Source organism: Rubrivivax gelatinosus IL144, from assembly GCF_000284255.1.
Classification (GTDB): Bacteria; Pseudomonadota; Gammaproteobacteria; order Burkholderiales; family Burkholderiaceae_C; genus Rubrivivax; species Rubrivivax gelatinosus_A.
In genome coordinates, this window is record NC_017075.1 from 1,201,380 (window position 1) to 1,225,429 (window position 24,050).

Annotated in this window: 25 protein-coding genes; 10 read left to right on the forward strand and 15 right to left on the reverse strand. The window is 72.2% G+C overall.

Annotated elements, in window-relative coordinates:
- Positions 1–44 precede the first annotated feature (44 nt).
- On the forward strand, positions 45–1,589 hold the full coding sequence (locus RGE_RS05640; RefSeq protein ID WP_014427358.1) for a methyl-accepting chemotaxis protein: 1,545 nt from the start codon (positions 45–47) through the stop codon (positions 1,587–1,589).
- 7 nt (positions 1,590–1,596) lie between these two features.
- Here the strand turns inward: RGE_RS05640 and RGE_RS05645 are convergent, their stop codons facing one another.
- Positions 1,597–2,604 carry a zinc-binding alcohol dehydrogenase family protein gene (locus tag RGE_RS05645; RefSeq protein ID WP_014427359.1) on the reverse strand — a complete coding sequence of 336 codons (1,008 nt, stop codon included), beginning with the start codon at positions 2,602–2,604 and terminating at the stop codon, positions 1,597–1,599.
- A 69-nt stretch (positions 2,605–2,673) separates the two neighbouring features.
- Here RGE_RS05645 and RGE_RS05650 point away from each other — a divergent pair, with 69 nt between their 5' ends.
- A complete protein-coding gene (locus RGE_RS05650; protein ID WP_081487612.1) occupies positions 2,674–3,600 on the forward strand; it encodes a LysR family transcriptional regulator in 927 nt (308 codons plus the stop codon).
- A 32-nt stretch (positions 3,601–3,632) separates the two neighbouring features.
- Positions 3,633–4,580: a homocysteine S-methyltransferase gene (gene mmuM, locus RGE_RS05655; RefSeq protein ID WP_043783841.1), complete on the forward strand. Its 948-nt coding sequence runs from the start codon at positions 3,633–3,635 to the stop codon at positions 4,578–4,580.
- A 4-nt stretch (positions 4,581–4,584) separates the two neighbouring features.
- Here mmuM and RGE_RS05660 read toward each other — a convergent pair whose 3' ends face one another.
- On the reverse strand, positions 4,585–4,911 hold the full coding sequence (locus tag RGE_RS05660) for a DMT family transporter (protein WP_014427362.1): 327 nt from the start codon (positions 4,909–4,911) through the stop codon (positions 4,585–4,587).
- Positions 4,912–5,019: 108 nt separating this feature from the next.
- On the opposite strand from RGE_RS05660, the gene RGE_RS05665 reads away from it, so the two are divergent.
- Positions 5,020–5,394, forward strand: coding sequence for a YbaN family protein (locus RGE_RS05665; protein WP_014427363.1), 375 nt, complete (start codon positions 5,020–5,022; stop codon positions 5,392–5,394).
- Positions 5,395–5,440: 46 nt separating this feature from the next.
- Here the strand turns inward: RGE_RS05665 and RGE_RS05670 are convergent, their stop codons facing one another.
- From RGE_RS05670 to RGE_RS05695, 8 genes are all read right to left on the reverse strand, one after another.
- Positions 5,441–5,629: a hypothetical protein gene (locus RGE_RS05670; RefSeq protein ID WP_014427364.1), complete on the reverse strand. Its 189-nt coding sequence runs from the start codon at positions 5,627–5,629 to the stop codon at positions 5,441–5,443.
- An 85-nt stretch (positions 5,630–5,714) separates the two neighbouring features.
- Positions 5,715–5,864, reverse strand: a complete 150-nt coding sequence (locus RGE_RS24255; RefSeq protein WP_014427365.1) for a hypothetical protein — start codon at positions 5,862–5,864, stop codon at positions 5,715–5,717.
- Positions 5,827–5,952, reverse strand: a complete 126-nt coding sequence (locus tag RGE_RS24820; protein ID WP_014427366.1) for a hypothetical protein — start codon at positions 5,950–5,952, stop codon at positions 5,827–5,829. The genes RGE_RS24255 and RGE_RS24820 overlap by 38 nt, the downstream gene beginning before the upstream one ends.
- Before the next feature lie 82 nt (positions 5,953–6,034).
- Positions 6,035–6,403, reverse strand: a complete 369-nt coding sequence (locus tag RGE_RS05675) for an OadG family transporter subunit (protein WP_014427367.1) — start codon at positions 6,401–6,403, stop codon at positions 6,035–6,037.
- Between the two features lie 9 nt (positions 6,404–6,412).
- Positions 6,413–7,585, reverse strand: a complete 1,173-nt coding sequence (locus tag RGE_RS05680; RefSeq protein WP_014427368.1) for a sodium ion-translocating decarboxylase subunit beta — start codon at positions 7,583–7,585, stop codon at positions 6,413–6,415.
- Between the two features lie 10 nt (positions 7,586–7,595).
- A complete protein-coding gene (locus RGE_RS05685; protein ID WP_014427369.1) occupies positions 7,596–7,976 on the reverse strand; it encodes a biotin/lipoyl-containing protein in 381 nt (126 codons plus the stop codon).
- Between the two features lie 21 nt (positions 7,977–7,997).
- Positions 7,998–9,551: an acyl-CoA carboxylase subunit beta gene (locus RGE_RS05690; protein WP_014427370.1), complete on the reverse strand. Its 1,554-nt coding sequence runs from the start codon at positions 9,549–9,551 to the stop codon at positions 7,998–8,000.
- A gap of 221 nt (positions 9,552–9,772) precedes the next feature.
- The gene (locus RGE_RS05695; protein WP_014427371.1) at positions 9,773–11,650 is read right to left on the reverse strand and encodes a CocE/NonD family hydrolase; all 1,878 of its coding nucleotides are present in this window, start codon (positions 11,648–11,650) and stop codon (positions 9,773–9,775) included.
- A gap of 127 nt (positions 11,651–11,777) precedes the next feature.
- On the opposite strand from RGE_RS05695, the gene RGE_RS23050 reads away from it, so the two are divergent.
- Complete coding sequence (locus RGE_RS23050; protein ID WP_052310969.1) at positions 11,778–12,635, forward strand: helix-turn-helix domain-containing protein; 858 nt, start codon at positions 11,778–11,780, stop codon at positions 12,633–12,635.
- Here RGE_RS23050 and RGE_RS05705 read toward each other — a convergent pair.
- A complete protein-coding gene (locus RGE_RS05705; protein ID WP_014427373.1) occupies positions 12,572–12,976 on the reverse strand; it encodes a rhodanese-like domain-containing protein in 405 nt (134 codons plus the stop codon). The genes RGE_RS23050 and RGE_RS05705 overlap by 64 nt on opposite strands.
- A 195-nt stretch (positions 12,977–13,171) precedes the next feature.
- On the opposite strand from RGE_RS05705, the gene ccoG reads away from it, so the two are divergent.
- Positions 13,172–14,623 (forward strand): cytochrome c oxidase accessory protein CcoG, encoded by a 1,452-nt coding sequence (gene ccoG / locus RGE_RS05710; RefSeq protein WP_014427374.1) that lies wholly within the window; start codon positions 13,172–13,174, stop codon positions 14,621–14,623.
- A 7-nt stretch (positions 14,624–14,630) separates the two neighbouring features.
- Here ccoG and RGE_RS05715 read toward each other — a convergent pair whose 3' ends face one another.
- The 3 genes from RGE_RS05715 to RGE_RS05725 form a co-directional block, all read right to left on the reverse strand.
- Positions 14,631–16,652, reverse strand: coding sequence for a TonB-dependent receptor (locus RGE_RS05715; protein WP_232504991.1), 2,022 nt, complete (start codon positions 16,650–16,652; stop codon positions 14,631–14,633).
- A 120-nt stretch (positions 16,653–16,772) separates the two neighbouring features.
- On the reverse strand, positions 16,773–17,138 hold the full coding sequence (locus tag RGE_RS23055; protein ID WP_014427376.1) for a hypothetical protein: 366 nt from the start codon (positions 17,136–17,138) through the stop codon (positions 16,773–16,775).
- Between the two features lie 38 nt (positions 17,139–17,176).
- Positions 17,177–18,130, reverse strand: a complete 954-nt coding sequence (locus tag RGE_RS05725) for a LysR substrate-binding domain-containing protein (protein WP_014427377.1) — start codon at positions 18,128–18,130, stop codon at positions 17,177–17,179.
- Between the two features lie 112 nt (positions 18,131–18,242).
- On the opposite strand from RGE_RS05725, the gene RGE_RS05730 reads away from it, so the two are divergent.
- On the forward strand, positions 18,243–19,757 hold the full coding sequence (locus RGE_RS05730; RefSeq protein WP_014427378.1) for an acetyl-CoA hydrolase/transferase family protein: 1,515 nt from the start codon (positions 18,243–18,245) through the stop codon (positions 19,755–19,757).
- Positions 19,758–19,766: 9 nt separating this feature from the next.
- Here RGE_RS05730 and RGE_RS05735 read toward each other — a convergent pair whose 3' ends face one another.
- Positions 19,767–20,774, reverse strand: a complete 1,008-nt coding sequence (locus tag RGE_RS05735) for a PDR/VanB family oxidoreductase (RefSeq protein WP_014427379.1) — start codon at positions 20,772–20,774, stop codon at positions 19,767–19,769.
- Between the two features lie 136 nt (positions 20,775–20,910).
- Here RGE_RS05735 and RGE_RS05740 point away from each other — a divergent pair, with 136 nt between their 5' ends.
- The 3 genes from RGE_RS05740 (at position 20,911) to RGE_RS05750 (ending at position 24,031) form a co-directional block, all read left to right on the forward strand.
- Positions 20,911–22,674 (forward strand): S8 family serine peptidase, encoded by a 1,764-nt coding sequence (locus tag RGE_RS05740; RefSeq protein WP_014427380.1) that lies wholly within the window; start codon positions 20,911–20,913, stop codon positions 22,672–22,674.
- A gap of 135 nt (positions 22,675–22,809) precedes the next feature.
- Positions 22,810–23,565 carry an XDD4 family exosortase-dependent surface protein gene (locus RGE_RS05745; RefSeq protein WP_148280122.1) on the forward strand — a complete coding sequence of 252 codons (756 nt, stop codon included), beginning with the start codon at positions 22,810–22,812 and terminating at the stop codon, positions 23,563–23,565.
- A 151-nt stretch (positions 23,566–23,716) separates the two neighbouring features.
- Positions 23,717–24,031: an H-NS histone family protein gene (locus tag RGE_RS05750; RefSeq protein WP_014427382.1), complete on the forward strand. Its 315-nt coding sequence runs from the start codon at positions 23,717–23,719 to the stop codon at positions 24,029–24,031.
- Positions 24,032–24,050: the final 19 nt, after the last annotated feature.

Sequence of the window (24,050 nt, forward strand, 5' to 3'; positions counted from 1 at the left end):
GCCGGGGCGCGCTCGTGTCCTGTTCGGCCTGGAGCGCACATCCGATGCCTTCTCTGCACGACTTGTCGATTCGCGGACGTCTGACGCTGCTGGCCTGTGTCGCCCTTGGCGCCGTCGTGATGCTCGGGGCGCTGCTGCTGTGGGGCAACCGCCACCTGGCCGACGACAGCCATGCGGTGTTCGAGTCCAAGGACATCGTCGCCGACATCCTGCCGCCGCCGCTGTACCTGGTCGACGCCCGGCTGACGATGTCGCGCGCGCTGGAAGGCAGCCTGCCGGTGGCGCAGGCGCGCGCGCAGTTCGAGGCCCAGCGCCGCGACTACGAGGCGCGCGCCAAGGTCTGGCAGGAGCTGTCGCCTTCGCCGCTGAAGGACAGCCTGCTCGGCGCCCAGCACGCCGAGGGCCAGAAGCTGATCGCGCTCATCGACGAGGCGTTGCGCGTGATGGAGAGCGACGGCATGGCCGCCGCGCGCATGCGGCTCGAGGCCATCGACGCGCAGTTCCTGCGCCACCAGGCCGGCGTGCTGGCCACCGTGAAGGTGGGCACCGAACGCGCCGACGCCGACATCGCGCGTTTCGACCGCACCGCGCGGAAGGTCGGCTGGGCCGCCTGGGCGATCGGGCTGTCGGCGCTGGTCCTCGTCTCCGCGCTGGCGCTGGCGATTCAGCGCTCCATCGTCGGCCCGCTGGACCGCGCGGTGCGTCTGGCCCGGCGTGTCGCCGAGGGCGACCTGGCGGCGCGTGAACGTTTCCCTGGCCGCAACGAGCTGAGCCAGCTCGGCCGCCATCTGCACGAGATGGTCGAGAGCCTCGCGCACCGCGTGCTGGCGGTGCGCGCCGGCGCCGAGCAGGTGGCCGTGGCCAGCGCCCAGATCGCCGGCGGCAACGGCGACCTGGCGCGCCGCACCGAGGCCCAGGCCGGCGCGATCGTGCAGACCAGCACGACGATGGGCCGGCTGGACGAGCGCGTGCGCGAGAACCAGGGCCAGGCGCAGTCGGCGCGGGCCCTGGCTGCCGAGGCCTCGGCGCTGGTCGGCCGCGGCGGCGACGCGATGCAGGGCGTGGTGTCGACGATGGACCAGATCGGCGACGCCTCGCGGCGCGTCAACGACATCATCGGCGTCATCGACAGCATCGCCTTCCAGACCAACATCCTGGCGCTGAACGCCGCCGTCGAGGCGGCGCGTGCCGGCGAGTCCGGGCGCGGCTTCGCCGTCGTCGCCGCCGAGGTGCGCGCGCTGGCCGGGCGCAGCGGCGCCGCGGCGCAGGAGATCAAGCGCCTGATCGTCACCAGCCACGAGCGCATCGACCGCGGCCAGGCGCTGGTCGGCGAGGCCGGCGCGACGATCGCCCAGGTCGTCGAGGCCATGTCGCGCCTGAGCGAGCTGGTCTGCGGCATCAGCGACGCCAGCGTCGAGCAGAGCCGCGGCGTCACCGAGGTCGCGACCGCGGTCTCGGCGATGGACCGCGACGTGCAGCAGAACGCCGCGCTCGTCGAACAGGCGGCGCGCGCCGCGGCCAGCCTGCGTGACCAGTCGCAGCGTCTGCTGGAGCTGATGCAGGACCTGCGCGTGCCGTCGGCCGCCTGAGCCTGGCTCAGAAGCCGTCGAGCACCAGCTTGCCGCGCGCGCGTCCGCTCTCGACGAGCGCGTGCGCCCGGCGCAGGTTGGCGGCGCTGATGACGCCGTAGTGCTCGCCCTGGGTCGAGACCAGCGTGCCGGCGTCGACCAGCGCCGCGACGCGCTCCAGGATCTCGTGCTGGCGCACGAGATCGTCGGTGCCGAACACCGGCCGCGTGAACATCGACTCCCAGTGCAGCGACACCGCCTTGCGCTTCAGGCGGCGCACGTCGATCGCCTCCGGGTCGTCGATCAGGCCGATGCGGCCCTGCGCCGCGACGGCCTCGACGTAGGCGTCGTAGTGCTGGTGCGTCTGAGTCAGGCTGGTGATGTAGTGCACCTCCGGGTGGCCGGCGGCGGCCAGTTCGGCGGCCAGCGGCCGGGTGTGGTCGACGACGGCGTGCGCGCCCAGCGTGCGCACCCAGTCGGCGGTCTCGGGCCGCGACGCGGTGGCGATGACCGTCAGCTTCGTCAGCTTGCGCGCCAGCTGCACCAGGATCGAGCCGACGCCGCCGGCCGCGCCGACGACCAGCAGCTTGCGGCCTTCGCCGCCGCCTTCGGCGACGCCGAGGCGGTCGAACAGCAGCTCCCAGGCGGTGATCGTCGTCAGCGGCAGCGCCGCCGCGGCGGCGTCGTCCAGCGTCGCCGGGGCGTGGCCGGCGATGCGTTCGTCGACGCACTGCCATTCGGCGTAAGAGCCGGGGCGGTCGATGCTGCCGGCGTACCAGACGCGGTCGCCCTTCTTGAAGCGTGTCACCGCGGCGCCGACGGCCTCGACGGTGCCGACCGCGTCCCAGCCCAGGATGCGCGGCGTCTCGGTCGGCTGGTTGCGGCGCACCTTGGTGTCCACCGGGTTGACGGCGACGGCGGCCACGCGCACCAGCAGGTCGTGCTCGCGCGGCACCGGCGCCGGCAGTTCGGTCTCGAACAGCGAGGCCGGGTCCTCGATCGGCAGACCGGCTTCGGTATAGACGACGGCTTTCATACTTTCTCCTGGCAAAGCGGAAAATGGCGTGATGGTCGGCCAGGCCGGGCGCGGGATCGAGAGGGTGGCGTGAGCAGCAGCTACAAACAGCCGTTGAAAGCGGTGTCGCCCGGCGACCTGCAGTTCTTCGTTCGCGCGGCGCGTTCGGCCAGCCTGTCGGCGGCGGCGCGTGAACTGGCCGTCAGCCCGCAGGCGGCCAGCGCGGCGCTCAAGCGGCTGGAATCGGCGCTGGGCTTCCGCCTCTTCGTGCGCTCCACGCGCAGCCTGCGGCCGACGCCGGAAGGCCTGGCCTTTCTCGACGCCTGCGAACGCGGCCTGGCGCTGATCGACCAGGCGCGCGAACGCCTGGCCGCCGGGCGCGAGGCGCTGGCCGGGCGCATCCGGATGTCGATGCCCTCGGACCTGGGGCGCAACCTCGTGCTGCCCTGGCTGCAGGCGTTTCGCGAGCAGCATCCGGGCATCGAGTTCGAACTCCAGCTCACCGACCGCGTCGCCGGGCTGTACCGCGAGGCGGTCGACGTCGCGCTGCGTTACGGCGAGCCGGCCGACACCCAGCTCGTCGCGCTGGCGCTGGCGCCGCACAACCGGCGTGTGCTCTGTGCGTCGCCGGCCTACCTGGCGCGCCACGGCCGGCCGGCGCAGCCGCAGGACCTGGCGCAGCACCGCTGCCTGAGCTACCGGCTGTCGGACCGGCCGCACGAACGCTGGCGTTTCGAACGCGACGGCCGCGAGCTGGCGGTCGAGGTGCACGCCGCGCTGCGCTGCGACGACGGCGACGCGGTGCGCCGCATGGCGATCTTCGGCGAGGGCATTGCCTACAAGTCGGGTCTGGACGTCGCCGACGACCTGCGCCGCGGCGCGCTGGTCGCGCTGTGCGAAGACTGGCAGGGCGAACCGGCGCCGCTGTTCCTGGCCTGTGCCGACCGCAGCGCGCTGCGCCCGGCGGTGCAGCGGCTGCGCGACTTCCTCGTCGAGCGCCTGGCGGGGCTGGGCTAAGCTCGCCGCTCCCCATCGACCGCCGCCCGACGATGATTCCCGACCCCGTGATCGCCACCACCCTCGCCGTGCAGGACATCCTCGTGCTCGACGGCGCGCTCGCCACCGAACTGGAGCGTCGCGGCGCCGATCTCAAGGACCCGCTGTGGTCGGCCAAGCTGCTGATCGAGCGCCCGGAGCTGATCCGCGAGGTGCACCTCGACTACTTCCGCGCCGGCGCCGACGTCGCGACGACGGCCAGCTATCAGGCGACCTTCGAAGGCTTCGCGCGCCGCGGCTTCTCGCACGACGAGGCGGGGGCGCTGATGCGGCGCTCGGTGGCGCTGGCGATCGAGGCGCGCGACGCCTTCTGGGCCGAACCGGCGAACCGCGCCGGGCGCCGCCGGCCGCTGGTCGCGGCCTCGGTCGGGCCTTACGGCGCGATGCTGGCCGACGGCAGCGAGTACCGCGGCTACCCCGGCGTCACGCGCGAGCAGCTCGCCGCCTTCCACCGCCCGCGGCTGCAGGTGCTGGCCGCCGCCGGTGCCGACCTGCTGGCCTGCGAGACGATTCCCTGCCTGGACGAAGCGCTGGCCATCGCCTCGCTGCTGCCCGGGCTGCAGCCGGCGCTGCCGGCCTGGATCAGCTTCTCATGCCGCGACGGCGAGCACGTCAGCCAGGGCGAGCGTTTTGCCGACTGCGCCGCTGCGCTCGACGGCCTGCCGGGTGTCGCCGCGGTGGGCCTGAACTGCACCGCGCCGGAACACGTGCCGGCGCTGGTCGCCGCGGCGCAGGCGCGCACGCGGCTGCCGATCGTCGTCTACCCGAACTCGGGCGAGCAGTGGGACGCGGTGGCCAAGTGCTGGCACGGCGAGCGCGACGCCGCCGACTTCGCCGCCCAGGCCCAGCGCTGGCGCCGCGGCGGCGCGCGCCTGATCGGCGGCTGCTGCCGCACCGGCCCGGACGAGATCCGCGCGTTGCGCGCGGCGCTGCTCGGCTGAAGCCTCAGGCGCTGCGGTCGGCCAGGTTCAGCAGCACGACGCCGACCAGTACCGCCGCCAGCCCGGCCAGCTTCACGGCGCTGATCGACTCGCCGAGGAAGGCGATGCCGATCAGCGCGATGATCGCCAGCCCGGCGCCGCTCCAGATCGCGTAGACGATGCCGACTTCCATCGTCTTCAGCACTTGGCCGAGCAGCCAGAACGACAGCCCGTAGCCGACGACGACGACCGCCGACGGCGCCAGCTTGGTGAAGCCGGCGGAGAGCTTGAGCGCGGTGGTGGCCGCGAGTTCGGCGCCGATCGCGCCGGCGAGCATCAGCCAGGCGTTCATCGGGCGGGGCTCCGGGCGGGATGGTGGGGCAGGGCGGTGGGGCGCATCGCGGGTGTCGTCAGTGGCGGCGGCCGATTGTCGCGGCGCCGCACGCGAGAATCGCCCCCCATGCTGCCGCGTTCCGTCGTCCTGCTGCTGTGGCGCCTGCTGGCGCTGGCCTGCCTGCTGCTGGCCGCGATCGGCGTCGTGCTGCCCGGCCTGCCGACGGTGCCCTTCCTGCTGGTCGCGGCCTGGGCCGGTGGCCACGGCTGGCCGGCGCTGGAGCGCTGGCTGCTCGCGCACCCGCGCTACGGCCCGGGCATCCGGCGCTGGCGCGAAGGCGGGGTGATTCCGCGGCGCGCCAAATGGGCGGCGACGCTGATGATGAGTGCGAGCGCGCTGGTCATCGTCTTCCTGACGCCGATGCCGACCTGGGCCAAGGTACTGGTGCCCGGCACGATGGCGATCGTGGCGCTGTGGATGTGGGGCCGGCCCGAGCGCTGAGCGTCCCGGGCCGGCGAAACAGGGGGCGGCGCCGCCCCCCGGGCAATCAGCGTTGCTGGTTGCCGGCAGGCTTCTGGCCGCCGCTTTGGCCGCCGCTCTGGCCCGGGCTCTTCTGGCCCTGGTCCTGTTGCGAGCCGCCCTTCTGTTCCTGGTCCTGCTGACGATCGCGTTGCGGGGTCTGGTTGCCCTGGCCGCCTTGTTGACCGCCTTGCTGGCCACCTTGTTGCTGGTTCATCGTCTGGTCTCCTACAGCTGCCGCCAGCGGGATGCCGGCGTGCTGGAAGAAGACAGGCAATCCCCGTTCCCCCTGGAACCGGGGGTCAGGCGCCGCGCGCGAAATCGGGCAGCCCCGGGCGCGGCGTGTCCTGGTCCTCGCGGCCGGCCTGGCTTTGCTGCAGGCCTTCGGCGGTGCCGGGCGACGCGGCGCCGGAATCAGGCGCGCCGATGCCCGTCGACGTCGACCGGCTCATGCCGTCGGCCAGTGCGGCGGCGCTGGCGCGACTTGTAGAAATGGTTGGCGGCGAGTGCGCCGAGCATCAGGGCGAGCAGGGTCTTCATCGTGGGGTCCTCGGGGTGGATGGCCGGACGTGCCGGCGGTGCCGCATCGCGGCAAGCCCCGTTCCCCCGCCGATGACGCCGCTCAGCTGCGGCTGCGGCCGGGCTGGTGCGAGCCGTGGTGGGCCAGCCGGCCCTCGGCGGCCCAGGCTTCGCCGACGTGCGAAGGCTCGATGCGCACGATGCGCACCGGCCGGCCCAGCGTGGCGTGCGCCGCGGCGGCGAGCACCGCGACGAGTTCGCCGTCGTCCTGCGGCGCAATCTCCGGCGCCGTGGCCGCCGGTGCCGCGGGCGCGGCCGGGGCGCGCTTCTCGAAACGCGCGGCGATGCGCCCGATCAGCGGGAAGCCGGCGAGCACGACGCCGATCGCGGCGATGATGAAGAAGCTGCCGATGAAATCGATCAGGCTGAGGATCAGCGCACCGTGCAAGGTGTCGGGAATGATCGGCTGCATGTGCGCTCCTCAGCCCGCGCCCAGCAGCGCCAGCAGGATGCCGCCGGAGATGGCGGTGCCGAAGACGCCGGCCAGGTTGGGCCCCATCGCGTGGTAGATCAGGAAGTTCTTCGGGTTCTCCTGGTTCGCGACGATGTGGGAGACACGCGCCGCGATCGGCACCGAGGCGATGCCGGCCGAGCCGATCAGCGGGTTGATCTTGTCCTTCAGGAACAGGTTCATCACCTTGGCGGTGATGACGCCCGAGGCGGTGCCGAAGACGAAGGCCACCAGGCCCAGCAGCACGATCAGCAGCGTGTTCCAGTTCAGGAACTTGTCGGCCGCCATCGTCGAGCCGATGGCCACCGTCAGCACCAGCACGATGACGTTCATCAGCCCGCCGGCGGCGGTCTTGGCCAGGCGCTCGGTGACGCCGCATTCCTTGAGCAGGTTGCCTAGCATCAGCATCGTGATCAGCGGCGCGACCGGCGGGAAGAAGAGGTTGACGATGACCGCGATGACGATCGGGAAGGCGATCTTCTCGGCCTTGCCCACCGTGCGCAGCTGCTTCATCGTGATCTGGCGCTCGGCCTTGGTCGTCAAGAGCCGCATCACCGGCGGCTGGATCAGCGGCATCAGCGCCATGTACGAATACGCCGCCACCGAGATCGGCCCCAGCAGGTGCGGCGCCAGCTTCATCGTCACGAAGATCGCCATCGGCCCGTCGGCGCCGCCGATGATGCCGATCGCACCGGCTTCGGCGAGCGTGAAGCCGCAGAGCTTGGCCAGGATCAGCGCGACGAAGATGCCCAGGTGCGCGCCGGCGCCCAGGATCACGAGGCGCGGGTTGGCGATCATCGGCCCGAAGTCGGTCATCGCGCCCACGCCCAGGAAGATCAGCGGCGGGATGATCAGCTTGGCCACGCCTTCGTAGGCGTAGTGGAACAGCCCGCCTTCCTTGACGACGTAGAGCAGGGCGCTGATCGCCTGGCCGCCGGGCACGTCGTCGGGCGGGCCTGGCACGTTGGCGACGATGCACGAGAAGCCGATGCCGACCAGCAGCAGCGGCTCGTAGTGCTTGGCGATCGCCAGATAGACCATCGTCGCGCCGACGAGGATCATCACCACGTTGCCCCAGCTCAGGTGCACGGCGCCGGTCTGCGCCAGCAGCGCCTGGAAGAACGGGCCGAGCTGATCGAACACCGCGCCAGCCTCAGGCGATGACCAGCAGCAGCTGGCCGGTCTCGACGACCTGGCCGGCCCGCACCTCGACGCGGGCCACCTGGCCGGCGCGCGGCGCGCTGATCTGGGTGTTCATCTTCATCGCCTCGAGCACGGCGAGCTTCTCGCCTTCGGCGACACGCTGGCCGACCGTGACGAGCACCGACTGCACCGTGCCGCCCAGCGGCGCGACGACGTCGCCGGCGCCGTGTGCGGCGGCCGGTGCGGCGGCCACCGGCGCCGCGGCGACGGCCTGCGGCACCGTCGCGCCCAGCACCATCGCCGGCGGCGGCGCCAGCGGGCCGGCGTCGAGTTCCTCGACCGTCACGACGTAGGCCTTGCCGTCGACGGTGATGCGCAGTCTTCGTTCCATGGGGTGTTCTCCGGCTGCGTCTTACAGCGGCACGTTGCCGTGTTTCTTCGCGGGCCGCAGCTCGCGTTTGTTGAGGATCTTGCGCAGCGACAGCGCCAGCTGCGCCCGCGTCTCCGACGGCGCGATGACGTCGGTGATGTAGCCGCGCCCGGCCGACAGATAGGGCGAGGCGAACTCGGCGCGGTAGCCGGCGATCAGCTCGGCGGCCAGCGCCGCGCGGTCGGGCGCGTCGGCGAGTTCCTTGCGGTACAGCAGGTTCACCGCGCCCTGCGCGCCCATCACCGCGATCTCGGCGTTGGGCCAGGCGTAGACGACGTCGGCGCCCATTTCCTGGCTGCACATCGCCAGGTACGAGCCGCCGTAGGCCTTGCGCAGGATGACGGTCAGCTTGGGCGTGGTGCAGGACGCGTAGGCGAACAGCAGCTTGGCGCCGTGGCGGATGATGCCGCCACGCTCCTGCTCGACGCCGGGCAGGAAGCCGGGCACGTCGACCAGGGTCACGACCGGCACGTTGAAGGCGTTGCAGAAGCGGATGAAACGCGCCGCCTTGTCCGAGGCGTTGATGTCCAGCGCGCCGGCCATCTCGGCGGGCTGGTTGGCCACCAGGCCGATGACCATGCCCTGCAGCCGCGCGAAGCCGACGATGATGTTGCGCGCCCAGGAGGCGTGCACCTCCAGCAGTTCGCCGCCGTCGACGAGGCGGGCGATGACCTGGCGCACGTCCATCGGCTCGGCCGGGTCCTCGGGCACCAGCGCGTTCATGCTCTCGTCGCTGGCCAGCACCAGGTCGGCCGACAGCCGGTGCGGCGGGTCCATCGTATTGTTCGGCGGCAGGTACGACAGCAGCCTGGCGGCCAGCGCCACGGCTTGGCTGTCGTCCTCGGCGATGAAGTGCACGTTGCCGCTGACCGCGGCGTGCATCTCGGCGCCGCCCACCTCGTCCATCGTCGTCGCCCGGCCGGTGACCGCCTTGATGACCTCCGGCCCGGTGATGAACATGTGCGCGTTGCGGCGCGTCATGATGATGAAGTCGTTCAAGGCCGGCGAATACGCCGCGCCGCCGGCGCAGGGCCCGAGCACCAGCGCGATCTGCGGCACCAGGCCCGAGGCGAGAACGTTGTGATAGAAAACTTCGCCGTAGCCCGACAGCGCGTCCACCGCCTCCTGGATGCGCGCGCCGCCCGAGTCCTGCATCGAGACGATGGGCACGCCGTTCTTCAGCGCGAACTGCATCAGCGAGACGATCTTGCCGGCGTGGGCCTTGCCCAGCGTGCCGGCGTTGACCGTGAAGTCCTGGCTGTAGGCGGCGACGAGGTTGCCGCCGACGTAGCCGGTGCCGGTGACGACGCCGTCGGCCGGGAACTCCTTGTCCTGCAGGCCGAAGTGGTGCGCGCCGTGGCGCACGTGCATCCCGGTCTCCTGGAAGGTGCCGGGCTGGAACAGCAGGTCCAGGCGCTCGCGCGCACCGAGCAGGCCTTTGGCGTGGCGCGCCTCGAGCTTGTCCGCGCCGCCGCCGGCCGTCACGGTGCGCCGGCGACGCTCGAGCTCCTCGAGCATCCGGGGTGGCAGGGTCATGGGGCTGTCCTCCGATCGTCGCCGCGGCCGGCCGCGGTCGGGCCGGTGGTGTCGCTTCCCGCATCCCGGCATCGTGGTCCGGTTAGTGGAAGCGCGAACCAATGCTAGCGCCTGCGGCGGCAGTCGAGGACCACCTTCCGCGGGGTTTGAGTACGATCAAGTTACAAGGCGCGCCTGCCGCCGCGCCCGGCCGCCCGGCGCGAGCCGGGCGGCTGCGCTGTTCAGCGTCCCGGCACGGCGATGCCCGAGACCACCGGCAGCACCAGGCGCGAAGGCCGCGCCGCGTCGTGGAAGACGGTCTGGTTGGCGACCTCGTACTCGGCGCTTTCGGCCTCGTTGCGGCCGGTGTTCAGGTTTCGCGCGTAGTGCGGGAAGTTCGACGACGAGACTTCCAGCCGGATGCGGTGGCCCTTGCGGAACACCGAGCCGACGTTGCCCAGCTCGATCGTGTACTCGTAGGCCCGGCCTGGCCGCACGAGCCGGGGCGGCTGCTTGGAGCCGTCGCGGAATTTCGCCCGCACGATGCGGTCGAGCACGTTGTGCGCGATGCCGTCGTGGTGCACGTCGACGAGCTTGGCGGTGAAGTCGGTGTCCGGCCCCGAGGTCGAGGCCCAGAGCACGACCTTCACCGGGCCGATCGCCACCAGGTCCTGTTCCAGCGGCGCGCTGGTGTAGACCAGCACGTCGCCCCGCAACTCGATCTGCGACTGGTCGTGCGCGCCGGCGGGCAGCAGCGCGGGCTCGCAGCACAGGTTACCGCCGACGGTGGGCACCGGGTCGTGTGGGTCGTAGACGAAGCGGTCGGGCGCCGAGCGTCCGGCCGGCGCGGCGCTTTCAAGGCGGCCGTCGCCCTGGCTGCCATTGGCCGCGCCGCCGCTGGCCAGGTGCCAGCTGCGCCATTCGGTGTTCTTCAGCGGCCAGACGTCGGAATAGACCCAAAACGCGTCACCCTCGGTGCCGGTGTCCGGCGGGTTCAGCACGTGCAGCTGCACCGCGGGATCCTGTTCGACGCCGTTGTCCACGCCCTTCAGGTAGCGGTCGAAGAAGCGCATCGTCGTCGTCACCGGCGTCGGGTTGACGGTCTCGCCCCAGGAGATCTGGCCCGAGCTGCCGGCGTGGCCGCAGCAGGTCATCACGAGCTTGGTGCCGGTGCGGGCGGCGTCGCTGCCGCCGCGCCCGCGCAGCCCCTCGAAGTTGCGCACCGTGCCGATCTGGAAGATGTCGTACCAGGCGCCGGTGTTCAGCGCCGGCACCTGCACCTGCTCGTAGCGCGGCTCGACGTCCAGCCGGCGCCAGTAGGCGTCGTAGCGCGGGTGGTCCAGCCAGGTGTAGTAGTAGGGCGCGACGCTGCGGTACTCGGGGAAGGACTTCAGCGGCAGCTGCCAGACCCAGTTGCTCAGCAGTTCGGCCGAGCCGCGGTCGAACCAGGCCGTGACCTGGGTGTTGGCCTCCTCGCGCGGCACGCCGGCGCGCAGCAGTTCGCGCAGCAGCGTCTCGCGGCCGAAGGTCACGTGGATCCAGCTCTGCGCGAACCAGAGGTCGAAGACCGAGTTCACGTAGGTCCAGTGGTCGTGGTAGTCGGAGGCGGTGATCGCCGGCGCGATCGCCGCCAAGTGCGGCGGCATGCGCGTCGCCGGCTGCCATTGCGTCAGGCCGACGTAGGAGCCGCCCATCGTGCCGACCTTGCCGTTGGACCAGGCGCGCGTGCCGGCCCATTCGATCGCGTCGTAGCCGTCGCTCACCTCCTGCTGCATCGGGTGAAAGGCGCCGTCGGAGCGGTACATGCCGCGCACGTCCTGGTTCAGCGCCACGTAGCCGTTGGCGGCGAAGTCGATGAACATGGGGTTGGCGCAGCTCGTGTCGGTCGCCGCGCCGTTGCGGTTGTACGGCGTGCGCTGCAGCACGACGGGGTAGCGGCCTTCGGCCGCCGGGCGATAGACCTCGGTGGCCAGGCGCGTGCCGTCGCGCATCGTCGCGTACTCGATCGTGCAGTCGACGCCCGACTGCGCGAAGCCCGCGCCCGCGGCGCAGGCCAGCAGCGCGGCGAGCGCGGTGCGGCGGCGGATCGGCAGCGGAACCCTTGGATGTCCTGTCTTCATGTCGACTCCTCGGTGATGGGACGCCGATCGTGCGCAGCGCGGATGCGCCGGTCTTTCGAAATCGCGCCGCGGCGCCTGGGGCAAGTCCGGAGCGCCGCAGGTGTGGCGCTTGCCGCCGGCGGCGGCCATGGACCCCGCCGACGCCCCGCTGGAATGGACCGGGCTGCCGTTGGCCGCCCTGTGTCTTGGCCGCGCCGGCATGCTGGAACTGCCGCACCCGTCGCTGCTGTGGTGGCGCCGCGGCGGCGCCGAGATTCGCCAGCGCCAGGGCGTGACGCGTCCTTGGCGCGTCCAGGCTCGCGAAGGCCGCTTCGACCTGGTGCCGGCCGGCGCGTACGAGGTGCTGGGCTGCGTCGGCGACGGTGCCGCGGCGCTGGCGCTGCTGCTGCCGCCGGACTGCGGCCTGCCGACGGGCGCGGCCTGCCCGGCGCGGCCCCAGTTCAGCGACCCACCGCTGGCCCGTCTCGTGATGCTGCTGGTGCAGCAGCAACTGCTGCACCAGCCCTATGGCGCGCTCGTCACGCGCGGCCTGTCGGCGGCGATCGTCGAGCGCCTGCACGCGGGCACGGCGGCGAGCGGCGGCGTCTTCTGCCGCGAGGTGCGGGCGCGGCTGGAGGCGCTGATCGACAGCCGCCTGGACGAGCCGCTACCGCTGGCGGTGCTGGCCGCCGTGGCGGGCCAGGCGCCGGGGGCCTTCGGCCAGGCTTTCCGATCGAGCTTCGGCACGACGCCGCACCAGTACGTGCTGGAACGCCGCGTCCGGCGTGCGGCCTGCCTGCTGCGTGACGGCGCCGCGACGCTGACGACGATCGCCGCCGAACTCGGCTTCGCCAGCCACGCGCACTTCAGCACCGCGTTCCGCGCCCGCGTCGGCATGACGCCGAGCGACTATCGGCGGCTGGAGGGAGGTGACCCGGGTGCTCAGCGCGGCGCCGCCAGCGGCCAGCCGCGGCGCGCCCACTCGCTCATGCCGCCGGCCGCGTAGCGCACCTTGCTCCAGCCGCGTTCGCGCAGCGCACGCGCCGTCGCCTTCGAGCGGTTCTGGGTGTTGCAGACCAGGATCACCGGCTGGTCCTTCGGGATCTCGGCCAGGCGCTGGCCGATCTGGCTCATCGGCAGCAGCCGCATGCCGGGCGCGACGCCGCGCGCGTGTTCGTCGGGCTCGCGGATGTCGAAGACGATCGCGCTGCGCCGGGCCAGCGCGTCGCGTGCGGCTTCAAGCGGCAGCGCCTCGTCGTCGCCTGCGGCCTGGGCGGGCAGGACGAGCGCGAGCGCGGCGGCACTGGCGGCGGCAAGCAGGTGGCGGCGGGCGGGCAGCTGAGTCATGGGAGCGGCGAGGCGTGATGCGTCGGGCTCAGTGTACCCGGTGGGGTACCTGGGCCGGGCGGAAAGGAACGACCGCCAGCACGACTGGAGCGCTTCGTGAAGAGCGACCGACTGCTTCGCTCACGAATTCGGAAAAACCCCCATCGGACCGGGTCCGTGGGGCAGAATCAGTCCATGGCTGATACCCCTGCCCCTATGCATGCGGGCGGCGACGCCCCCGCGGCGTCACCCAAGCCGGTCGCTGGCGCGGCCACCGTCTCGCTGTACCAGAAGTCGCGCAAGATCTACGCACGCGCGGTCAGCGGACGCTTCGCCACCTGGCGATGGGCGCTGGTCTGGCTGACGCAGGTCGTGTTCTACGGCCTGCCCTGGCTGCAGTGGAACGACCGGCAGGCGGTGCTGTTCGACCTGGCGGCGCGGCGCTTCTACGTCTTCGGGCTGGTCCTGTACCCGCAGGACCTGATCTACCTGTCGGCGCTGCTGATGATCTCGGCCTACTCGCTGTTCCTGTTCACCGCGGTGGCCGGGCGGCTGTGGTGCGGCTACGCCTGTCCGCAGACGGTCTACACCGAGATCTTCATGTGGTTCGAGAAGATCACCGAAGGCGACCGCACGCAGCGCATGAAGCTCGACGCCTCGCCCTGGAGCGCCGCCAAGCTCGGGCGCAAGGCGGCCAAGCAGGTGCTGTGGATCGGCTTCGCGCTGTGGACCGGCGTCACCTTCGCCGGCTACTTCACGCCGATGGGCGAGCTGCTGTCCTCGATCGGCGCCGCCTCGCTGGGCCCGTGGCAGACCTTCTGGGTGCTGTTCTACGGTTTCGCGACCTGGGGCAACGCCGGCTACATGCGCGAGCAGGTCTGCAAGTACATGTGCCCGTACGCGCGCTTCCAGAGCGCGATGTTCGACAAGGACACGCTGATCATCAGCTACGACCCCGAGCGCGGCGAGCCGCGCGGCCGGCGTTCGAAGAAGACCGACCCGAAGCAGGCCGGCCTGGGCTCGTGCGTGGACTGCGGCGTCTGCGTGCAGGTCTGCCCGACCGGCATCGACATCCGCAACGGCCTGCAGTACGAGTGCATCGGCTGCGCCGCCTGCATCGACGCCTGCGACGACATCATGGACAAGATGCGCTACCCGCGCGGGCTGATCCGCTACGCCACGCAGAACGGCATGGCGCAGCACCACGACAGCGCGCAGATGTGGCGCCGCGTCTTCCGCCCGCGCGTGCTGGTCTACACGGCGATCCTGTTCATCATCCTCGGCGCCTTCGCGGCCAGCATCGCGCTGCGCAACCCGTTCCGCGTCGACGTCGTGCGCGACCGCGCCTCGCTGGCGCGCATCGTCGACGAAGGCGCGATCGAGAACGTCTATCGCCTGCAGATCATGAACAACGCCGAGCAGACCGAGCGCTACCGCGTCGCGGTCGAGGGCCTGCCCGGCATCACGATCGAACACGCCGAGGCGGTCGACGTCGGCCCGGCCGAGGCCCGCTGGGTGACGCTGAACGTGCGCCTGCCCTACGAGGCCTCGCAGCAGGCCGGCGCCGGCGTGCACCCGATCCGTTTCCGCATCGAGCGCCTGCCGGCGGCGGCTGCCGAGTCGGCGATCGAGATCGACGAGAAGTCGACCTTCGTCGTGCCGCGCTGAAGTCGGATCAGAAGTCCAGCCGCAGCCCGGTCGCCAGCGCGCGGCCGGGCAGCGGCGACAGCCCCCGGATCGTCTCGATCGCGGTGGCGTTGTAGGCCAGGCGGTCGGTCGCGTTGTCGAGCTTCAGGTACCAGAGCGCGTCGCGGCCGGCGAGCGTGAAGCGGTACGACGCCGCCAGGTTCAGCAGCGTGTAGGCCTCGGTCGGCGTGTCGCCGTCGGGCACGCGGCTCTGGCGGCCGGCGTGGCGGACCTCGGCGCGCAGCGTCCAGTCGGCGCGTGATGCGGCCAGTGCCAGCGTCACGCGCCAGGGCGCGACACGCGGCAGCGGCTCGTCGGTCGTCAGGTTCGACGCACGCGTGAAGTCGGCGCTCGCGCTCGGCGCCCAGCGCCAGCCGGCGGCGTCGATCGCCGTCTGCGCTTCCAGCTCGGCGCCGTGCAGCCGCGCCTTCACGGCGTCGAAGCGGTACAGCGGCACGCCACCGCTGCCGACGGCGTTGCCGTCTTCGTCGACCGAGACCTTGGCGCTGTCCAGCGAGATGAAGCGCGAGAAGCGCGTCGTGAACAGGCCGGCGCGCAGCTTGGAGTTGCCGGACTTCCATTGCAGCGCGAGGTCGGCGCTGACGCCGCGCTCGGCGTCCAGCGCCGGGTTGCCCTGCTCGTAGGCGCCGGTGGCCGCGTGCACGCCGTCGGCGTAGAGCTCGAAGTAGGTCGGCGCGCGTTCGGTCGACGCCAGGTTGGCGTTGACGCTCCAGCCCGGCGCCAGCGGCATCGTCGTGCCCAGCGAGGCGCTGAACAGCGTGAAGCCGCGCGAACGCGAAGCGCCGAAGCGGCCGCCGCCGTCGGAATCGACGTCGGCGCGTTCGACGCGCGCGCCGGCCGAGACCGTGCCCGGGCCGGCGTCCATCTCCTCCAGCGCGAACAGGCCCAGGCGGCGCGTCGTCGTGTCGGGCACGAAAGCTTCTTCGCCCAGCGCCGAGAAATCGAACTTCTCGGCCTGCACGCCGAGCACGCCGCGCAGCGGCCCCAGCGCGCGGTGGCGCGCTTCCAGGCGCAGCTCGCCGCCGCGGCTGGAGAACACGGTGCCGACCTCCGAGCCTTCGACCTCGCGGTGTTCGTAGTCGGCGCCGCGCGCCTGCAGCTTCAGGTTGGAGAACAGGCCGTCGTCCAGCCGCCATTCGCCTTCGGCGCGCACCTGGTTGCGGCGCATCAGGATCGTCACGTCGGACTCGGCGACGGTGCCGTAGCTGCTGTCGTAGTGGTCGACCGTCAGGCCGACGCGGCCGCCGGGCAAGAACCACGAGCCGCCGACGGCGGCGCTGCGCGTCTGCGCTGCCGAGTTGCGGACCTCGTCGGTGCGCGCCAGCGGCTCGCCGTCGGCGACCGGCGTGTGGTCGGGCACCTTCAGGTCCGAGGTGTTGCGCGCCGCGGCGTCCAGGTGCAGCGCCCAGGCGTTGCCGCCGGTCTCCAGCACCGCGGCGCCGGCCCGTTCGTCGGCCGCGCCGCCCAGGCGCAGTTCGGCGGCACCGCCGGTGCGTGTGACGGGCGCCTGCGGGATGCGGTTGTCGAGCACGTTGACGACGCCGCCGACGGCGTTGCCGCCGTACAGCAGCGCCGCCGGGCCGCGCAGCACCTCGATGCCGGTGGCGACCAGCGGGTCCAGCGGCACCGCGTGGTCGTAGCTCAGCGCCGAGGCGTCCAGCGTCGAGCCCGAGTTGTCGAGCACCCTCAGGCGGTCGCCGTCCAGGCCGCGGATCACCGGCCGGCTGGCGTTGGGGCCGAAGCCGGTCTGCGAGACGCCGGGCAGCGTGTCCAGCGTGTCGCCCAGCGTGCTGCCGCGGCGCATCACGAGTTCGTCGCCGGCGAGCACCGACACCGGCTGCGTCGTGCGCTCGCTGCCCAGCGGGTTGCCGGTGATGACGATGCGTTCGACGGCCACGGGCGGGCTTTCGCTTTGCGCTGCGGCGGGGCGGGGCAGGGCGGCGGCGCAGGCCAGCGCCACCGGACTCAGGGTGAGGGCGAGGGATTTCATCGAATGAGTGCGAAAGAGCGTGCGGCAGCGCCGCACGCCGGCAAAGACGTGAGTGACCGCTTCGGCGTCAGGCGCCGTGCGGCCGGGATCTGGGCGGGGGAAGGGCGCCGGGCGGCGCGTTCAGGCGCGAGGTGGGCCGCGTGCGGCGTAAGGCGCCGGCTCGGCGGCCGCGTCGTGCGTGCTGCCGGCGGCGATACGCGGCGGTGCCGGCGGCAGCGTGTCCAGCGCCGGCAGCGCCGGTGGCAGCGGTTCGGCGTGCGCGAGCTGGTCGTACAGCCGGCAGTCGCCGCTGCCGTCGGCGTGGCCGGCGAACAGCGCGCCCAGGCCGTGGGCCGGCGCATGGGCGGCCGCGGCGTGCGCCGGCAGCTGCGGGTGCAGCACCGTGTGCGCCAGACCCAGCCATTGCGCCGCCAGCAGCACGAACGCGAGCGCGAACGCCCACCCCAGCGGGGCGGGGCGTCGGCTGGCGTGGCGGGCGCGGCGCATCCGCCGAGCATAACCAGCCCCCGACGCGGGCCCGGACCTCAGGTCTCTCGACGCGACGCTTCGATCAGCCACTGGCGGAAGGCCGCCGCGGCCGGCCGTTCGGCGGCCTGGCGCCGGCCGACCAGGCAATAGGTGTAGGGCGAGGGGATGGCCAGCGGGAAAGGCGCGACCAGCGCGCCGCAGGCCAGGTGGCCGGCGACGATGGGCCGTGCCGCCAGCGCGACGCCCTGGCCGGCGAGCGCGGCTTCGATCGCCAGCACGGCGTTGGAGAAGTGGCGCCCGCCGCTGGCGGCGCGGCGCTGCACGCCCGCCGCTTGCAGCCAGCGGTGCCAGCCCCAGGACTCGTCGCCGGCGTGGTTCAGCGTGTCGTCGTGGATCAGCACGTGGTGCACGACGTCGGCCGGCACCGCCAGCGGCGCGCCGGCGCGCGCCAGCGTCGGGGCGCAGACCGGCAGGTACTCGGGCGTCAGCAGCGGGTCGACGCGCCAGCCGGCGTAGCGCCCGCTGCCGAAGACGACGGCCAGCTCGCTGCGGCCGTCACCGGGCGCGCGGGCGAGGGCGGCGATGACGTTGGACGCGCCGGCGTGGTCGACCGCCTCGGAGCTGCTGGCCAGCCGGATCTCGACCTCCGGATGACGGGCGTAGAAGTCGGGCAGGCGCGGCAGCAGCCAGTGGCTGGCCCAGGACGGCGGCGCGATGACGCGCAGCAGCTCGGTGGCCGCCGGCGCGCAGGCCTGGTCCACCGCCTCGGCCAGCAGCGCCAGGCCGTCGCGCACCTTGGGCAGCAGGGACTCGCCGCGCGGGCTCAGGCGCACGGCGCGTGTCAGGCGCTCGAAGAGTTCGACGCCGAGCTCGGCCTCGAGGCTGCGAATCTGCTGGCTGACGGCCGCCGGCGTGACGTGCAGTTCGGCGGCGGCCTGCTTGAAGCTGAGGTGGCGTGCGGCGACCTCGAAGGTGCGCAGCAGCGCCAGCGCGGGCATGCGGCGGGTCATCGACAGTTAAGCCCTGCTTGTGCGTCGAATCATAAATGCTTGTTTGCCGGCGTTCTGATCGGGCTCTACATTGCCGCGCTCGCGTAACCGCCTTGTAACCCGTTCCCAGCGTATGACCCAAGCCGAAAGCCGCGTTCTCTGTCCCGCCTTGCGCAACCGCATCATGTCTGCCGACGAAGCGGCCGCGCTGATCCGAAAAGGCGACAACATCGGCATGAGCGGCTTCACCGGCGCAGGCTATCCGAAGGCCGTGCCGGGCGCCTTGGCGCGGCGCATCCACCAGGCGAACTCCGAAGGCGACCGCTTCAAGGTCGGCATCTGGACCGGCGCCTCGACGGCACCCGAACTCGACGGCGCGCTGGCCAGCGTGGCCGGCGTCGAGATGCGCCTGCCCTACCAGAGCGACCCGGTGTGCCGCCAGCGCATCAACGCCGGCGAGATGGAGTACATCGACATCCACCTCTCGCACGTCGCGCAGTTCGTCTGGTTCGGCTTCCTCGGCCATCTGGATGTCGCGGTCGTCGAGGTCACCGGCATCACCGAGGACGGCCAGCTGATCCCGTCGACCTCGATCGGCAACAACAAGACCTGGCTGGACGAGGCCGACAAGATCATCCTCGAGGTGAACTCGGCGCAGGACATGAACCTGCTGGGCATGCACGACATCTATTACGGCACCCAGCGCCCGCCGCACCGCAAGCCGATCCCGCTGGTCGCGCCCGGCGACCGCATCGGCCAGCCGACCTTCCGCGTCAACCCGGACAAGATCGTCGCCATCGTCGAGACCCACGCCGCCGACCGCAACACGCAGTTCAGCGCGCCCGACGAGAACTCGCGCCGCATCGCCGGCCACATCCTCGACTTCCTGCAGCACGAGGTGAAGAAGGGCCGGCTGCCGCCGGAACTGCTGCCGCTGCAGTCGGGCGTCGGCAACATCGCCAACGCCGTGCTCGCCGGGCTGGAGGACGGCCCGTTCGAGAACCTCACCGCCTACACCGAGGTGCTGCAGGACGGCATGCTGCAGCTGCTCAAGAGCGGCAAGCTGGCCTTCGCCTCGGCCACCGCGGTGTCGTTGTCGACCGACGCGCTGAAGGAGTTCCGCGAGAACCTGGCCTTCTACCGCGAGCGCATCCTGCTGCGCCCGCAGGAGATCAGCAACCACCCCGAGGTCATCCGCCGCCTGGGCATCATCGCGATGAACGGCATGATCGAGGCCGACATCTACGGCAACGTCAACTCTACGCACGTGATGGGTTCGCAGATCATGAACGGCATCGGCGGCTCGGGCGACTTCGCGCGCAACGCCTATCTGTCGATGTTCATGACGCCGTCCACCGCCAAGGGCGGCGCCATCTCCTGCATCGTGCCGATGGTCCCGCACGTCGACCACACCGAGCACGACGTGCAGGTGGTGGTCACCGAACAGGGCCTGGCCGACCTGCGCGGCCTGTCGCCCAAGCAGCGCGCCGAGACGATCATCGAACGCTGCGCCCACCCCGACTTCAAGCCCGCGCTGCGCGACTACTACCGTCGCGCGCTGAAGGGCTCGCCGGGCCAGCACACGCCGCACCTGCTGGATGAAGCCTTTTCCTGGCATCTGCGCGCCCTCGCCGGGCGCGGTATGTAAGCCGCTTCGCTACAGGTCCAGCACCAGCCGCGCGCCGACGGCGCGCGAGACGCAGGGCGTGAAGTCGCCGGCCGCACGCTCGGCCGGCGTCAGGAAGGCGTCGCGGTGCTCGGGCTCGCCGGAGAGCACCCGCGTCACGCAGGTGCCGCAGACGCCCTGGCCGCAGGAGGTCGGCACGACGACGCCGGCCGCGGCCAGCGCCTGCACCACCGTCTGCCCGCGCCGCACCTGCACGCGGCGGCCGCTGCCGGCCAGCAGCAGCTCGAAGTCGGCGTCGTGCGGCGCGACCTCCACCGTGGCACCGAAGTGCTGCTGGTGCAGCCGCGCCTCGTCCCAGCCGGCGGCGCGCGCGGCGCCCAGCACCCAGGCCATGAAGCCTTCCGGGCCGCAGACGTAGAGATGGGTCTCGGCCGGGTGTGCGTCGAGCACCGGGTCCAGCGCCGTCGGTGCCGCCTGCGGGCCGTCGAGGAAGTGCCAGAAGGTGCGCGGCGCCCAGCCCGAGGCCAGGATGCGCCGCCGGAACGCCGCCCGCGCCGGCGAACGCGCGCAGTAGTGCAGCTCGAACGAGGCGTCGGCCACCGCCAGCCGGTCGGCCATGCCGACCAGCGGCGCGATGCCGATGCCGCCGGCCACCAGCACGTGGTGCGCGGCCTCGTGCGCCAGCGCGAAGCGGCTGCGTGGCGGCGCCAGCCGCAGGCGCTGGCCGACCTGCGCCTCGTCGTGCAGCCAGGCCGAGCCGCCGCGCGAGGCCGGCGCGCGCAGCACGGCGATGACGTAGCGGCCGGCGTCGCCCGGGCCGTTGCACAAGGCGTACTGGCGCGTCAGCCCGTTGGGCAGGTGCAGCTCGACGTGGGCCCCGGCGGCGAAGGCCGGCAGCGTGCCGCCGTCGTCGGCGACGAGCTGGAACACGGTCACGTCGGCGGTCTCGGCTTCGCGGTGCGCGATGCGCACATCGATCTCGGCCCCGCGGGCCGAGGCGCCGGCCGCGGGCGGCGCCAGTTCGGAGGTGGTCGGCATCGCCGCTCGCGGGCAAGCGCCGGGCCCGGATTTACGGCTTGAAACCACACCGTTCTCAACGCGCGCCGGTCCCCGGTCGAAGCACCGTGGACCGCCCACTTCCGGCTGCGGCGATCACAACAGAGAAACGGTCACCATGAGACTCCTCCCCTGCCTCCCCCGTGCCGTCGCCGCCGCAGCAGCGCTGGCCACTCTCGGCCTGGCTGCCGGACCGGCGGCTGCCGCCGACGACTGGGCGGCGCGCCGCGTGCTGGTCTCGCCGCGGGCCGGCCTGCCGGCCGGCGACTTCCGTGCGCTGCTGGCGGTGCACGGCGGCCAGGCGCGCAAGATGGGGCAGAGCGAGCTCTACGTCGTCGACCTGCCGGCCGGCGTCTCCGAACGTGCCGTGCAGCAGCGCCTGGCGCGCCACCGGCTGCTGAAGTTCGCCGAGCTCGACCGCCGCATCGCCCCGGCCTACGCCGTCAACGACCCGTATCTGGGCAGCGAATGGCATCTGGCGACGATCGGCGCGTCGGCGGCCTGGGACCTGTCGCAAGGCGCCGGCGTGACGATCGCGATCCTCGACAGCGGCGTCGACGGCAGCCACCCGGATCTGGCGCCGCGCATGGTCGCCGGCTGGAACTTCTACGACGGCAACGCCGACACCAGCGACGCCAACGGCCACGGCACCGCGGTCGCCGGCGCCGCCGCGGCGACCAGCGACAACGCCGCCGGCGTCGCCGCCGTCGCCGGCAAGGCGAACCTGATGCCGGTGCGCATCGCCGACGCCAACGCCTACGCCTACTGGAGCACCGTCGCCCAGGGCCTGACCTGGGCCGCCGACCACGGCGCGCGCGTCGCCAACATCAGCTACAACGGCGTCGCCGGCAGCTCGACCGTCGCCAATGCCGCGAACTATCTGCGCAGCAAGGGCGGCCTGGTCGTTGTCGCCGCCGGCAACGACGGCACCGACCCCGGCTTCGCGGCGACGACGGCGATGATCCCGGTGTCGGCGACCAACAGCGCCGACCAGCGCACGAGCTGGTCGAACTACGGCGCCTTCGTCGCGCTGGCCGCGCCGGGCGAGGGCATCTGGACGACCAACCGCGGCGGCGGTTATTCGGCCTGGAGCGGGACCTCGTTCGCGAGCCCGATCACCGCCGGCGTCATCGCGCTGATGATGGCCAAGCGGCCCGACCTGCCGAACACGACGATCGAAAGCCTGCTCTACGCCAGCGCCAAGGACCTGGGCGCGGCCGGCCGCGACACGACCTACGGCTGGGGCCGCGTCGACGCCGCAGCCGCCGTGGCGGCCGCCGCAGCCGCCGCGCCGGCCGCCGACACGACGCCGCCGACGGTGGCCATCGCCTCTCCGGCCAGCGGCAACAGCGTCGCGGGCACGGTGAGCGTCGACGTCTCGGCCAGCGACAACGTCGGTGTCGCGCGTGTCGAACTCAGCGTCGGCGGCAGCACGATCGGCATCGACAGCGCGGCGCCGTTCGCCTTCGCCTGGGACACGACCAGCGTCGCCAACGGCAGCCGCTCGCTCGTGGCCACCGCCTACGACGCCGCCGGCAACCGCGCCAGTTCGGCGGTGGTGACGGTGAACGTCGCCAACCCGGTGTCTGCCCCGGCGACCGACACCACGGCGCCGAAGGTCGCGCTGGTCAACCCGGTGGCCGGCAGCGTCAGCGGCACGGTGACCGTCAGCGCCAGCGCCAGCGACGACAGCGGCGCCGCCGGCATCCGCCAGCAGCTCTACGTCGACGGCAAGCTCGCCGCCAGCGGCAGCGGCGCGACCCTGTCCTATGCCTGGAACACCAAGCGCGTGAAGCTCGGCAGCCATGTGCTGAAGGCGGTGGGCACCGATGCGGCCGGCAACACGGCATCCGTCTCGGTGAGCGTGACGGTCGTCCGCTGAGCTGTCGGTCAGCTTTACACGAGGGCGCGGCCGGCGCCGCGCCGGCGCTCCTCCTCGTTTCAAGACAAAGACTTAGCGCGGCTGGCAGGCTCCTTGCAAAGTGGTGACCAAATGTCACGAATGCCAGGGATGCCAATGAAAAAGAAACTGATTGCGCTTGCGCTCGCCGCCTGCGGCGCTGCTGGCGCCTGGGCCACGCCGGTGAGCTTCAGCGGCTCGCAGCGCAACCTGTCGGCCACGGTCTCGTTCGAGAACGTCGGCAACCAGCTCCGCGTGGTGCTCTCCAACACCTCCCAGGCCGACGTGCGCGTGGCCGACCAGGTGCTCACCGCGGTGTTCTTCGACCTGGGCGGCGGCGTCTCGCTGACGCCGGTGTCGGCGATCAGCGGCGGTGCGACCTACATGGGCCGGGACAAGGTCAGCGATGCGGGCAGCAACGTCAGCGGTGAATGGGCGTTCGACGGCGCGATCCTCGCTTACGGCGCCCACATGGGCATCTCGAGCTCCGCTCTGGATTCCCTGTTCGGTGCGAAGGACCGTTTCGACGTCAACTCCAACCTGTACGGGCCGCCTTCGCCGGACGGGCTGCAGTACGGCATCACGTCGCCCGGCGATGACCGCAGCACGGGCACCAAGGGCAATGGCGGCGTCTTCAACAGCCCGCTGACCAGCGGCTCGGTGGTCTTCCTGTTCGACGTGACGGGCACGCTGGACCTGAACGCGCTGTCCAAGATCACTTTCCAGTACGGAACCGCGCTCGGCGAACCCAACTTCACCGGCACCCTGGACAACGGCGGTGGCGGTTCCGAGGTGCCCGAACCCGCGACGCTGGCGCTGGCCGGCAGCGCGCTGCTGGGCCTGGCGGCGGCACGCCGCCGTCGCCGCGGCTGACGCCCTGTCACCCCGCCCCGGAAGCCCGCGTCGCGGGCTTCTTTCATTTGCGGCCGTCGCGTCCGGCATCGGAGGGACGCGGCGCGTCGAGCGCCCGGGGGCGCTCCCTAGAATGGCCGCTCGTTTGCGTGTACGCGACGAGAGGAGATCGATGCCGACTTATGCGCAGTTGCAGGAGCGCATCGCGCAACTGCAGACCCAGGCCGAAGCCTTGAAGCGTGCCGAGCGTGCCGACGTCGTCGCGCAGACGCGCCGTGTCATCGCCCAATGGGCGTTGACGCCGCAGGAGCTGTTCGGCCGCGCCGCACCCAGCAGCGAGCCCAAGTACCGCGACGCGCAAGGGCGGGTCTGGGGCGGGCGCGGCCCGCGGCCGCACTGGCTGCGTGAAGCCATCGCCGCCGGCGCGCGGCTCGAGGACTTCCTCATCGACGACGGCGCCGAGGCGCCGCGCCGCAAGCGCGCCTGACGTCCCTCATCCGGGTGCA